Origin of the sequence: Tsukamurella asaccharolytica (genome assembly GCF_007858435.1) — a bacterium.
Taxonomy (GTDB): Bacteria; Actinomycetota; Actinomycetes; order Mycobacteriales; family Mycobacteriaceae; genus Tsukamurella; species Tsukamurella asaccharolytica.
Genome location: NZ_VIGW01000012.1, coordinates 55624 through 68373, shown reverse-complemented (window position 1 = coordinate 68373; position 12750 = coordinate 55624). Strand labels below are relative to the sequence as shown.

At 72.5% G+C, this 12750-nt stretch carries 11 protein-coding genes; 9 read left to right on the top strand and 2 right to left on the bottom strand.

Annotation, left to right across the window (positions count from 1 at the left end):
* Positions 1-35 precede the first annotated feature (35 nt).
* A complete protein-coding gene (locus tag FK529_RS16900; RefSeq protein WP_146563373.1) occupies positions 36-1064 on the top strand; it encodes an ABC transporter ATP-binding protein in 1029 nt (342 codons plus the stop codon).
* A 31-nt stretch (positions 1065-1095) separates the two neighbouring features.
* On the opposite strand, the gene FK529_RS16895 is transcribed toward FK529_RS16900, so the two are convergent.
* Complete coding sequence (locus FK529_RS16895) at positions 1096-2094, bottom strand: cation diffusion facilitator family transporter (protein WP_146563371.1); 999 nt, start codon at positions 2092-2094, stop codon at positions 1096-1098.
* A gap of 48 nt (positions 2095-2142) precedes the next feature.
* On the opposite strand from FK529_RS16895, the gene mgrA reads away from it, so the two are divergent.
* Together mgrA and FK529_RS16885 are read left to right on the top strand one after the other, a co-directional pair.
* Complete coding sequence (gene mgrA, locus FK529_RS16890) at positions 2143-3207, top strand: L-glyceraldehyde 3-phosphate reductase (protein ID WP_146563369.1); 1065 nt, start codon at positions 2143-2145, stop codon at positions 3205-3207.
* On the top strand, positions 3180-3875 hold the full coding sequence (locus FK529_RS16885; protein WP_158635141.1) for a TetR/AcrR family transcriptional regulator: 696 nt from the start codon (positions 3180-3182) through the stop codon (positions 3873-3875). Before mgrA ends, FK529_RS16885 begins: the two co-directional genes overlap by 28 nt.
* Positions 3876-3905: 30 nt before the next feature.
* Here the strand turns inward: FK529_RS16885 and FK529_RS16880 are convergent, their stop codons facing one another.
* Positions 3906-4103, bottom strand: a complete 198-nt coding sequence (locus FK529_RS16880) for a hypothetical protein (protein WP_146563365.1) — start codon at positions 4101-4103, stop codon at positions 3906-3908.
* Positions 4104-4289: 186 nt separating this feature from the next.
* Between FK529_RS16880 and typA the strand changes: the two genes are divergently transcribed.
* From typA to FK529_RS16850, 6 genes are all read left to right on the top strand, one after another.
* Positions 4290-6197: a translational GTPase TypA gene (typA, locus tag FK529_RS16875; protein ID WP_146563363.1), complete on the top strand. Its 1908-nt coding sequence runs from the start codon at positions 4290-4292 to the stop codon at positions 6195-6197.
* Positions 6198-6279: 82 nt separating this feature from the next.
* Positions 6280-8139, top strand: a complete 1860-nt coding sequence (locus FK529_RS16870) for an ABC transporter family substrate-binding protein (RefSeq protein ID WP_146563361.1) — start codon at positions 6280-6282, stop codon at positions 8137-8139.
* Positions 8136-9047: an N-acetyl-1-D-myo-inositol-2-amino-2-deoxy-alpha-D-glucopyranoside deacetylase gene (gene mshB, locus FK529_RS16865; RefSeq protein WP_146563359.1), complete on the top strand. Its 912-nt coding sequence runs from the start codon at positions 8136-8138 to the stop codon at positions 9045-9047. The genes FK529_RS16870 and mshB overlap by 4 nt, the downstream gene beginning before the upstream one ends.
* Positions 9047-9400, top strand: a complete 354-nt coding sequence (locus FK529_RS16860) for a hypothetical protein (protein WP_146563357.1) — start codon at positions 9047-9049, stop codon at positions 9398-9400. Before mshB ends, FK529_RS16860 begins: the two co-directional genes overlap by 1 nt.
* Entirely contained in the window at positions 9397-11988 is a 2592-nt protein-coding gene (locus FK529_RS16855) for a bifunctional FO biosynthesis protein CofGH (RefSeq protein WP_146563355.1), read from the top strand. The genes FK529_RS16860 and FK529_RS16855 overlap by 4 nt, the downstream gene beginning before the upstream one ends.
* Complete coding sequence (locus tag FK529_RS16850; RefSeq protein WP_146563352.1) at positions 11985-12749, top strand: hypothetical protein; 765 nt, start codon at positions 11985-11987, stop codon at positions 12747-12749. The genes FK529_RS16855 and FK529_RS16850 overlap by 4 nt, the downstream gene beginning before the upstream one ends.
* Position 12750 lies beyond the last annotated feature (1 nt).

The following is a 12750-nucleotide window of genomic DNA, read 5'->3' as shown; positions in this document are numbered from 1 at the left end:
ATCCGCGAGTGTTACGGCGGAGGAGAGGAGTCGGTGTGCTGACCATCGACCGGGTCTCGGTCCGCTACGGCGACCGGACGGCCGTGCGGGACGTCTCGCTCACCGTCGGGAACGCGGCGGCGGCCGACGGTGCGGACTCCGTGACCGCGCTGCTCGGGCCGTCGGGCTGCGGCAAGTCCACTCTGTTGAGGGCCGTCGCGGGTCTCGAGCGGCTGGCCGGCGGCCGCATCCTGTGGGACGGCGCGGACCTCGCGGACGTGCCCACCCATCGCCGCGGCTTCGGCGTCGTCTTCCAGGACGGGCAGCTCTTCGGGCACCGCGACGTGGCCGGCAACATCCGCTACGGGTTGCAGCGGCACCGGTGGCCGCGCGCCGAGGCCAGCGCCCGGGTCGAGGAGCTGCTGGAGCTCGTCGGGCTTCCCGGGATGGGCGCCCGGCCCGTCGGGGAGCTGTCCGGTGGGCAGCAGCAGCGCGTAGCGCTGGCCCGCGCGCTGGCTCCGAAACCCCGGCTCCTGCTGCTCGACGAGCCGCTCTCCGCGCTGGACCGGCAGCTGCGCGACCGCCTCGTGGGCGACCTGCGGCGCATCCTGCGCGAGACGGGGACGCCCGCCCTCATCGTGACCCACGACCACGACGAGGCCGTCGAGCTGGCCGACACCGTGGCCGTCCTCGACGCCGGCGAGCTCGCCCAGGTCGACCGGCCCGACCGCCTGTGGCGGCGTCCGCGCACCCCCGACGTGGCCCGCTTCCTCGGCTACTCCGTGCTGATCGAAGCGCAGGTCAAGAACCTGCAGGCCACGTCCGCGCTGGGGCAGGTCCTCGTCGACTGCCCCGACGGCCGGTTCCGGCTGGGCCTGCGCCCCGGCTCCGTCGTGATCCAGGCGCACGGGGTCCCCGCCCGGGTGACCGGTTCCGTCCCCACCGCCGACGGGGTGCGGATCACCGCCGCCGTCGACACCGCCGACGGCGAGCTTCTGGTCGACGCCCTCGGTGACACGGCGCCCGCGGACGGCGAGGTGGTGCGCGTCGCGCTCAACCCGCGCCGGATCGCCGTGATCGGGTAGCCCCGTGACCGCCACCCGCGAGGTGTACCGGCTAGGGGCGGCGTTCGTCCTCGGGGAGGTACCAGTCGGGGAGCGGCTCGGCGGCGAGCCGAGTGGTGTCGCCGGGGCGGGTGAGGGTGAGCAGGGCCCGCTGGATGCGGGGCACGCGGTTCATGTCGTCCGCGATCGCCGCAAGTCGCGCCGCGACCTGCGATTCCGGCAGATCGCCCTCGAGGTCGACGGCCGCGACGACGAACAGCCGGTCGGCGCCGACCCACTCCATGTGCAGGAAGCTCACCTGCTTGATGTCGGGGTGTGACTGCAGCGCCTCCAGCATGCGGTTGCGCGCCAGCGGCGTCGCCTCCTCGCCGGTGAGGAAGTCCATGTTGCGCCGGATCAGGAAGACCGCGACGACGCCGAGCAGGACGCCGACCAGGATCGACCCGATGGCATCCCACACGGGGTTCCCGGTGATCTGGTGCAACGCCATCGCGCTCGCGGCGATGACGATGCCGATGAGGGCGCTCAGATCCTCGGCGAAGACGGAGCGCAGCACCGGATTCGACGTGACCCGGACGTACCGCAACGGGTGCAGCATGCGCTCCTGCGCGCCCTCCTTGGTCTGGCGCAGTGCCTGCAGGAAGGAGATTCCCTCGAGCACGAAGGAGATGGCCAGCACGGCGTAGCCCCAGCCGTAGTCCGTCGCCTCCTCGGGCGCGCCGAGCGTCGAGATCCCGTGCCAGACCGAGACGGCCGCGCCCACGCTGAACAGGCCGAAGGCGGCGAACATCGACCACACGTAGCCGGAGCGTCCGTACCCGAACGGGTGCGCCTCGTCGGCGGGCTTGCCGGCGCGTTTCGCGCCGATGAGGAGGAAGACCTCGTTGCCGGTGTCGGCCCACGAGTGCGCCGCCTCCGCCACCATCGCGGCCGAGCCAGTGACCACTGCAGCGACCGACTTGGCCACTGCGATCAGGACGTTCGCGGTGAAGGCGATGAGCACCGTCACCAAGCTCTCGTCCTGAGGACCGTCCGCCGCGTCGTCGCTCATGCTGCTGATCGTAGGCCCGGCGGCGCGCGCGCCGGGCATGATGGGGGCATGGGTGCATTCGATCCGTACGTCGCCGCCGATCGTCGCTACGACGAGGTCCCGTATCGCCGGGTCGGGGAGTCGGGGCTCACGCTCCCCGCGGTCTCACTGGGCCTGTGGCACAACTTCGGCGACGACAAGCCGCTGCAGACCCAGCGCGACATCCTGCGCCGCGCCTTCGACCTGGGCGTAACCCACTTCGACCTCGCGAACAACTACGGGCCGCCGCCCGGCAGCGCGGAGCGGAACTTCGGCACTCTTTTCGCCGAGGACTTCCGGCCCTACCGCGATCAGCTGATCATCTCCTCGAAGGCGGGATGGGACATGCAGCCCGGCCCGTACGGCTTCGGCGGCTCCCGCAAGTACCTGCTCTCGTCGCTGGACAACTCGCTGCGTCGGATGGGCCTCGACCACGTGGACATCTTCTACAGCCACCGCCCCGATCCCGAGACGCCGCTCGAGGAGACGATGGGCGCGCTGCACACCGCCGTGACCTCCGGCCGGGCGCTGTACGTGGGCATCTCGTCGTACGGCGCCGAGCTCACCGCGCGGGCACAGGAGATCATGCGCGGGCTCGGCACACCGCTGCTCCTCCACCAGCCCTCGTACTCGATGCTCAACCGCTGGATCGAAAGCCCAGGGGAGGGCCGCGCGCCGTCGCTGCTGGAGACCGCCGCCGCCGAGGGCATGGGCGTGATCGCCTTCTCGCCGCTGGCGCAGGGCCTGCTCACCGACCGCTACCTCCGCGGCGTGCCGGAGGACTCCCGCGCCGCCGCAGGCAAGAGCCTGTCCGGCGGCATGCTCTCGGAGGAGAACCTGGCGCGGGTGCGCGGACTGGCCGGTATCGCCGCCGACCGCGGGCAGACGCTCGCACAGCTGGCGATCGCGTGGGTGCTGCGGTCGCCCGCCGTGACGTCCGCGCTCGTCGGGGCCTCCAGCGTCGCGCAGCTCGAGGACAGCGTGGGCGCCGTCGCGAACCTCGCCTTCACCGCCGACGAGCTCGCCGCGATCGATGAGTTCGCCGTGGACGGCGACGTGAACATCTGGTGGGGCGCGACCGCCTCGACGCCGTGACCGCGGCGAGGGCCGGCACGCCCCGCGCGGCCGGCCGGGTCTACGGCGGCGCCGACGCGCGGACCCGGCGCGCCGAGCGGCTGGCGCGGCTGGAGGACGCCGGGCTGGAGTTGTTCGCGACCGTCGGATACCAGCGGACGACCGTCGCGGACGTCTGCGGGCGGGCGAAGGTCTCGCGGCGCCACTTCTACGAGCTGTTCGCCGACCGCGAGGCCCTCCTGCGGCACCTCTACACCGGTGTTCACGACCGGGGGCGCGTCGCCGTCGCGGAGGCCCTGGCCGACGGTGCCCCCGCCGTGGGATCGGGCGACGGGGCGATCGCGCCGCTGGTCGCGTCGGGACTGACGGCCTACATCGACTCGCTGCTCGCCGACCCGCGCGGCCTGCGGGTGGTCCTCGTCGAGGTCGTTGGCGTGAGCCCCGAGCTGGAGGCGCACCGGATGGCGACCCGGGACCACTGGGCGCGGACCATCCGGTCGGCGGCGGAGGCAGCGGGCGCGCGGCCCGTGGCGCCCTGGGTGCACGCGGGGTTCATCCCGTCGGTCAACGAGTTCCTCCTGGCCTGGTGGCAGCACGCGGGCGACCGCTCGGATCCCGCCGAGCTGGTGCGCGTGCTCACGTCCGTGCTGACGAACCTGCTGGTGACAGCACCGTCGGGCGGGAACTGAGCGCATTCCGACCGAGGCGTGCCCTTCGCGTCAGGCGACGCGGCTGCGCTCCGGATTGGCGCGCACCGTCTTCAGGGACTTCTCGAGTTCCTTCTTGGTGGCGCCGTGGGCGGCCATCCGGTTGAGCTTGTGGATCACCACGGGGCACTTCATGCACCGGGTCTTCTTGCGACAGCACTTCGACTTGGGCTTGCTGCCCACGAGTTTGTGCGCCTTGGTCTTACTCACCCGCATAGGTTAGCGCAACCTAATCCCGCGATGCCAACCGTCACATCCGGCGGTCGCGATGCGGCCCCTCGGGTCTTCGGGAAGTAACCTGGTCACGACCAGGCGTGTCCACACGCCCCCTTCGACGCGCCCACGGACCACCTCGACCGGTGCGGGCGCGCACGATCACCACACAGGAGAACCACAGTGGCTCAGCCCAGCTTTCGCAACGTCGCCATCGTCGCGCACGTCGACCACGGGAAGACCACCCTGGTCGACGCCATGTTGCGGCAGTCCGGCGCGTTCGGCGAGCGGGCCGAGCTGGTCGACCGCGTGATGGACTCGGGTGATCTGGAGAAGGAGAAGGGCATCACCATCCTGGCGAAGAACACGGCCGTGCACCGGGTCAACGCCGATGGCACCACCACCGTCATCAACGTGATCGACACCCCGGGCCACGCCGACTTCGGCGGCGAGGTCGAGCGCGGCCTGTCCATGGTCGACGGTGTCGTCCTGCTCGTCGACGCCTCCGAGGGCCCGCTACCGCAGACCCGCTTCGTGCTGCGCAAGGCGCTCGCCGCGTCGCTGCCCGTCATCCTCGTCGTGAACAAGACCGACCGTCCCGACGCGCGCATCGAGGAGGTCGTCACGGAGGCTCAGGACCTGCTGCTGGACCTCGCGTCGGACCTGTCCGACGAGGCCGCGGAGGCCGCCGAGCTCGCGCTCGAGCTGCCCGTCGTCTACGCCTCGGGCCGTGAGGGCAAGGCGTCGACCACCGCCCCCGCCGACGGCACCGTCCCCGACGCCGAGAACCTCGACGAGCTGTTCCAGATCCTGCACGACCACATCCCCGCGCCCAAGGGCGATCCGGCGGCGACGCTGCAGGCCCACGTGACCAACCTCGACGCGTCGGCCTTCCTCGGCCGGCTCGCCCTGGTCCGCATCCACAACGGCACCCTGCGCAAGGGCCAGACCGTGGCCTGGATGCGCGAGGTCGACGGCGAGCCCGTCATCACGAACGCCAAGGTCACCGAGCTGCTGGCGACCGACGGCGTCGAGCGCAAGCCCGCCGAGGAGGCCGTCGCCGGCGACATCGTGGCCGTCGCGGGCTTCCCGGAGATCATGATCGGCGACACCCTCGCCGACCTCGAGAACCCCGTCGCGCTGCCGCGCATCACCGTCGACCAGCCCGCCATCTCGGTCACCATCGGCACCAATACGTCGCCGCTGGTCGGCAAGGTCTCGGGCCACAAGCTGACCGCCCGCATGGTCAAGTCCCGCCTCGACTCCGAGCTCATCGGCAACGTCTCGCTCAAGGTCCTCGACATCGGCAAGCCCGACCAGTGGGAGGTGCAGGGCCGCGGTGAGCTGGCGCTGGCCATCCTCGTCGAGCAGATGCGCCGCGAGGGCTTCGAGCTCACCGTCGGCAAACCGCAGGTGGTCACCCGCAAGGTCGACGGCAAGGTGCACGAGCCCTTCGAGCACCTCACCATCGACGTGCCCGAGGAGTACCTCGGCTCGGTTACCCAGCTGCTCGCGAACCGTCGCGGCCGCATGGAGACGATGGCGAACCAGGGCACCGGCTGGGTCCGGATGGAGTTCGTCGTGCCCTCGCGCGGCCTCATCGGCTTCCGCACCGACTTCCTCACCGAGACCCGCGGCACCGGCATCGCCAACGCGGTCTTCCACGAGTACGCGCCGTGGGCCGGCGAGATCCGCGCCCGCCACACCGGCTCGCTGGTCTCCGACCGCCAGGGCACCGTGACCCCGTTCGCGATGATCCAGCTGGCCGACCGCGGCACCTTCTTCGTCGAGCCGGGCGCCGACACCTACGAGGGCATGGTCGTGGGCATCAACCCGCGCGCCGAGGACCTCGACATCAACGTCACCAAGGAGAAGAAGCTGACCAACATGCGTCAGTCCTCCGCCGACGTGATGGAGACCCTCGCCAAGCCCATCAAGCTGGAGCTCGAGGCGGCCATGGAGTTCTGCGCCGCCGACGAGTGCGTCGAGGTCACCCCCGAGGTGGTGCGGGTGCGTAAGGTGCACCTCAACGCCACCGAGCGCGCCCGCGAGCGGTCGCGCGCCAAGTCGCGGGACCAGGCCGCGGGCTGACCGCCGCGGTCGCGGTGACGGGATGCGACGGCGACGCCGTCGGGCGGTGTGGACTTCGAGCGAGCGGTAGGAGGCACGGGCAGTGCGGCGTAGGTCCCTGGGGCTGACGGTGGCGTCGGCCCTGCTCGCGACGGCCCTGACCGCCTGTGTCGCCGACCCGCCGCCGGCGGTGCCGGGCTCGGAGACCTCCGCGCCCCCGCAGGCCCCGGTCACCACCGGTGCCACCGTGCAGGTGGCGATCGACGGCCTGGGGCCCGGCTTCAACCCGCATCTCGCGTCCAACTCGTCGTCGGCCTCGCGGGCACTGGCCGCGATGACCCTGCCGAGCGTCTTCCGCGAGGTCAAGGAGCCCGACGGGCGGGTGACGCTGGCCCAGAACACCGACCTGATCCCGGCGATCGAGCATCCCACCCCGCTGCAGATCGTCTACACCATCCGGCAGGACGCGCAGTGGTCCGACGGTGCCCCGATCGCCGCCGAGGACTTCGTGTACCTGTGGCAGTCGATGACCACCGCCCCGGACACGGTCGGTTCCGCGCCCTATCGGCAGATCGAATCGGTGGCCTCCGGGGCCGGCGGCAAGCGCGTCATCGTCACCCTCGCGGCGCCCCTGCCCGGCTGGCGGACCCTGTTCCAGAACCTGCTGCCGAGTCACCTGATCAAGGGGGCGCCGGGCGGCTTCAACGGCGCCATGCGGGAGAAGATCCCCGCGTCGGGCGCCGGCTATCTGGTCAAGAGGGTCGACGTGGCGCGCGACGAGGTGACCCTCGAGCGCAACGACCGCTACTGGGCGAAGCCGGCCGTCGTGGACCGCATCGTGCTGCGCAGGGGTGGCACCGCCGCCCAGCTCGCCAATTCCGTCCGCAACGGCGACGTGCAGGTGGTCTCGGTGCACGGTGGGCCGTCGCTGCTGGCCCAGCTCACCTCCATCTACGAGGTGCGGGCCGTCGAGCAGGTCGATCCGCGCGTGCTCTCGCTGACGCTAAACACCCGCTCGAAGTTCCTCGCCGACGTCGCGGTGCGGCGCGCGCTGCTGGACGCCGTGAACGTGGACCTGCTCACCACCGTCGGCTCCGGAGGCGACGCCGTGCGCCCCGCCCGGGCGCAGGTGCTGGCACCATCGGACCCCGGCTACGCCCCGACGATGCCGGCGCGCCCCGCGCCCGCGGAGGCGAAGGCCCGCCTCGAGCGCGCCCTCGCCGGTGCCGGGTACACGCTGCAGAGCGCCCCCATTCCGCCCAGCCAGAGCGTGCCACCCACCCCGCTGCCGCCGACGACGCAGCCGTCCGGCCCGAGCGGGAGCACCGACCCGTCGGCGCTGCCCGTGCCGCCGTCGCCGTCGCCCGGCCAGAACGTCCAGCAGTACGTGCGCGACGGGGTGCCCATGTTCCTGCGGATCGGCGTGCCCCAGGGCAACGTCGCGGCGTTCGCCGTCGCCAGCAACGCGACCGACCAGCTGCGGGCCATGGGCGTCTTCGCGTCGGTGGTGACGCTGGAGCCCCAGGTGGTCGCCGGGACGGCGCTGCTCGACGGTGCCGTCGACGCCGTGGTCGGCTGGTCCAGCACCGGCCCGACGCCGGCGGAACGGTTCGCCGCCCGCGTCGAGTGCCCCGCGCCCCCGTCGGAGGGCGGCCAGCAGCCCACGACCTCCAGCGCGCCGTCGGCGCCGGACCTCGAGAGCGATCCCGCCGCCACCACCGTGGGCGGCAACCTGGCCGGCCTGTGCGATGCGGACCTGCAGGTCCTCGCGCTGGACGGGCTGCGCGGCGGGCCCATCGACCTCGCTGCGATCGACGCGCGGCTGTGGTCGCGCGCGACGGTGCTGCCGATTCTGCAGGACGTGACCCTGACGGCCGTCGGCCCGGCGGTGCAGGGCGTGACCCTCGAGGGGCCGCCGCGCGACGGTGTCTTCTCCGGCGTGGAGGGGTGGGCCCGCAGTTGACGCACGCGAGCGGACGGCGGCTGCTGCTGGTGCACGCGCATCCCGACGACGAAACGATCACCACCGGCGGAACCATCGCGCGCTCCCTCGCCGAGGGCGTCGAGGTGACCGTCGTGACCTGCACGCTCGGCGAGGAGGGCGAGGTGATGGAGCCGCGCTTCGCGCAGCTCACCGCCGAGAACGCCGATCAGCTGGGCGGGTACCGGGTCGGCGAGCTCACCGGCGCGCTGGCCGCGCTGAGCGACCCCGCGGGGCCGGTACTGCGGCCCCGCTTCCTCGGCGGCATCGGGCGCTGGCGCGATTCCGGCATGGCCGGCACCCCCGCCGCCGAGCACCCGCGCGCCTTCGCCTCGTCGGCGCATCTTCCGGGGGTCGACGGCAGCCCTCTGCAGGCGCTGACGCGGATCATCCGCGAGACGCGGCCGCACGTCGTGATCACCTACGACGAGGCGGGCGGCTACGGCCACCCCGATCACATCGCCGCGCACCACGTGACCGGCGGGGCGGTCGCCGCCGCCGCGGATCCCGAGATCCCGGGGGAGCCCTGGGAGGTGGCGAAGCTGTATTGGACCGTGACCTCCCGCGGTGACCTCGAGGCCGGGCTCGCCGCGCTACGGGGCGCCCGGCTGCCGGACGGCTGGCGCGTGCCCGCCGTGGACGAGCTACCCGCGCACGACGACGCGACGATCACCACCCGGATCGACGTCACCACCGTCCTCCACCGCAAGCGCGCCGCGCTCGACGCCCACGCGACGCAGCTCGGCGTCGGGGCCGGCGGCGCCGCGCTCGCCCTGACCAATCGGATCGCGCAACCCGTCTTCGCCGAGGAGGCCTACGTCCTGGCCCGCGGTACCGCCGCCCCCGGGCCCGACGGTGTCGAGCGTGACCTGTTCGCGGGGGTGGTGTGATGGAACCGCTCGACTGGATCCTGCTCGGCCTCGCCGTCGCGGGCGGAGCGGTGTGCGCCGTCGGCGCGACGATGTACCTCTACCTGTACGCGGGTGCCGTGCCCCTTCCGCTCTCCGCGGTTCTGTTCGGCGCGCTACTGGCGGGGATCTCCGTGGCCGCGCGCCGCCTGGGCGGCGAGCCCCTGCACGGCGCGCTGCCCGTGATCGCGTTCCTCCTGGTGATCGCCGCCTTCCTGCTCGGCGTGCCGGGCGGTTACATCGTGCTCCTGGCCGACTGGCGGCTACTCCTGCTCCTGCTGTGTGGAATCGGGATGCCGATCCTGGCGGGACACCTGGCATCATCGGAGAAGTGACGCACGCTTCAGAGCAGACTCCCGCGCTTCTCCCGCTGCCGACGGTGCCGAAACGCGCGGCGGAGCCGTACGTCCCGACGGCGTCGGCGATGCGGCGCGCCCTGCGTCGGGCGCGGGACGGGGCGGTGCTCAACGTCGATGAGGCGCAGGTGCTCCTCGCGGCCCGCGGCGACGACCTGGACGACCTGTGCCGATCCGCGGCGCGGGTGCGCGACGTCGGCCTGCTGGAGGCGGGCCTGACGGGGGCGGACGGGACGCCGCAGGTCACCTACAGCAAGAAGGTGTTCATCCCGATCACGCGGCTGTGCCGCGACAGGTGCCACTACTGCACCTTCGTGACGGTACCCGGCAAGCTGGCCGCGGAGGGCCACGGCGCCTACCTGGAGCCCGACGAGATCCTCGAGGTCGCGCGCCGTGGCGCCGAGCTCGGCTGCCACGAGGCCCTGTTCACGCTGGGCGACCGACCGGAGGACCGTTGGGAGGCGGCCCGGACCTGGCTCGACGAGCGGGGCTACGACTCCACGCTCGACTACGTGCGCGCGATGGCGATCCGCGTGCTGGAGGAGACGGGGCTGCTGCCGCACCTCAACCCGGGCGTCATGAGCTGGGAGGAGCTCTCGCGGCTCAAGCCCGTCGCGCCGTCGATGGGCATGATGCTCGAGACCACCTCCGAGCGGCTCTTCACCGAGAAGGGGCAGCCGCACTACGGCTCGCCCGATAAGGATCCGGCGGTGCGGCTGCGCACCCTCACCGATGCCGGCCGGCTCTCGGTCCCGTTCACCACGGGCCTGCTCATCGGCATCGGCGAGGACGAGCGCGAGCGCGCCGAGTCGATCATGGCCATCCGCAAGGTGCACAAGGCCTTCGGGCACGTGCAGGAGGTCATCATCCAGAACTTCCGCGCCAAGCCGGATACCGCGATGCGCTCCGTCGAGGACGCGGATCTCGAGGTCTACCGCGCGGCGATCGCCGTGACCCGGTTGGTGCTGGGGCCCGCGATGCGGGTGCAGGCGCCGCCGAACCTCGTCTCGGCCGACGAGTGCCGGCTGCTGCTGGAGGCCGGCGTCGACGACTGGGGCGGCGTCTCGCCGGTGACCCCGGATCACGTCAACCCCGAGCGCCCCTGGCCCGACCTTGACGCGCTCGCCGCGATCACCGCCGACGCGGGCTTCGAGCTGCGCCAGCGGCTCACGGCCCAGCCCAAGTACGTGCGCGCCGGGAACCCGTGGATCGACCCGCGGGTCGCGCCGCACGTCGCGGCGCTCGCCGACGCCGAGACGGGGCTCGCGGACCCTGCTGCGATCCCCGCCGGCCTGCCCTGGCAGGAGCCGGACGAGGAATGGGCGTCCTCCGGCCGCACCGACCTGAACACCGCCATCGATCTGGACGGCCGCGCCACCGACGCCCGCTCGGACCTCGGCTCCGCCTTCGGCGACTGGGAGTCCGTGCGCGAGCAGGTGCTCTCGCTGTCGGCGCCGGAGAAGGTGGAGTCCGACGTGCTGTCGGCCCTGCGTGCCGCGGAGAAGACTCCGGGCGGGCTGAGCGACGATCAGTACCGCGCCCTCGCTCACGCCGACGGCGCCGGTCTGGAGGCCCTGGTGGCGCTGGCGGATCAGCTGCGCAAGGACGCCGTCGGCGACGTGGTGACCTACGTGGTCAACCGGAACATCAACTTCACCAACATCTGCTACACGGGCTGCAGGTTCTGCGCCTTCGCGCAGCGCAAGGGCGACGCCGATGCCTTCACCCTGTCGATGACGGAGGTCGCCGACCGCGCCGAGGAGGCGTGGCGGGTGGGCGCCACGGAGGTCTGCATGCAGGGCGGCATCGACCCGGACCTGCCCGCCACCGGCTACGCCGACCTGGTACGCGCCGTCAAGGACCGCGTGCCCGGCATGCACGTGCACGCCTTCAGTCCGATGGAGATCGTCAACGGCGCGGCCCACTCCGGAGAGTCCGTGCGCGACTGGCTGATCGGCCTGCGCGAGGCGGGCCTCGACACCATCCCGGGCACCGCCGCCGAGATCCTGGACGACGAGGTCCGCTGGGTGCTCACCAAGGGCAAGCTGCCCACGTCGGCGTGGATCGATGTGGTCACCACGGCGCACGAGGTGGGCATCCGGTCGTCGTCGACCATGATGTACGGCCACGTCGACAACCCGTCGCACTGGGTGACCCACCTGAACGTCCTGCGCGATATCCAGGACCGCACCGGCGGTTTCACCGAGTTCGTGCCGCTGCCCTTCGTGCATCAGAGCGCCCCGCTGTACCTCGCGGGCGCCGCGCGACCGGGGCCGACCAAGCGGGACAACCGCGCCGTGCATGCGCTGGCGCGCGTGATGCTGCACGGCCGCATCGACCACGTCCAGACGTCGTGGGTGAAGCTGGGCACCGCGGGGACGCAGGCCATGCTGCAGGGCGGCGCCAACGACCTCGGTGGCACCCTGATGGAGGAGACGATCTCGCGGATGGCGGGATCGGCACACGGATCGGAGAAGACAGTGGCGGAACTGCACGCGATAGCGAACGGAATCGGGCGCCCGGCGCGCGAGCGCACCACGACGCACGCCCAGCGGGGTGCGGCGTGAACGCGCTGGAGCCGCGCGGCGGCGCGGTGACGGGCACGGTCACCGACCTCGAATTGGCGCGGACAGTCGGCGTCTTCGTGACGGTCGCGCGGCCGGTTGTCGCCGGTGTCCGGGGCGTCTCGACATTGGCCGGGCTCACCCCGATCCCGCTGGTCAACGGCTACCTCAAGCGGGACGCCGACGGCCGCTCCCGGTGGTGGGTCATCCCCGTCGGCGCGGTCTCGACGGTGGCGGTGGCCTGGCCGGGCGCTCTCGGTTTCGTCGCGCGCCTGCTGCCATTGCAGACCTACCTGGGCTTCGCGAACCAGACCCTCGTGGTCGTCGGTGTGGCGGGAGAGCACGGCGTGGACCAGGTGCCCGAGCAGATCGATCTCGTCGCGCGGGTGCTCTCGCGCCGCCAGATCGACGCCCGCGCGCTCCTCGGCGACCACCCCGGATTCCAGGACCTCGTCCCCGTGCGGGAGACGACCACCAAGCTGCGGGGCGGCGTCTTCTCGGCGATCGGCGCGGTCCGCGGCGTGCTGCACACCGTGAAGTCGGCCCGCTCGGCGCTCGAGTCGCGGCCGCGGCCGGGCGGCGTCTTCGACACGATGGGGAAGCTGCCGGTCGTCGGCGCCGCCGCCGGGTACATCGGCGAGTTCGCCACCCTGCGCACCGTCGAGTCCCGTGCCTCCGACGGCGCCAAGATCCTCGGCCTCGAGGCGTCCTTGGCCGGCACCGCGGCTCGGGGCGGGAGTTCCGACCTCGAGCCCGAGGCGTGAC

Excerpts from the sequence above, each read along its gene's own strand:
- FK529_RS16895 (WP_146563371.1), bottom strand. The coding sequence starts at position 2,094 with ATGAGCGACGACGCGGCGGACGGTCCTCAGGACGAGAGCTTGGTGACG.
- FK529_RS16860 (WP_146563357.1), top strand. The coding sequence starts at position 9,047 with ATGGAACCGCTCGACTGGATCCTGCTCGGCCTCGCCGTCGCGGGCGGA.
- mgrA (WP_146563369.1), top strand. The coding sequence starts at position 2,143 with ATGGGTGCATTCGATCCGTACGTCGCCGCCGATCGTCGCTACGACGAG.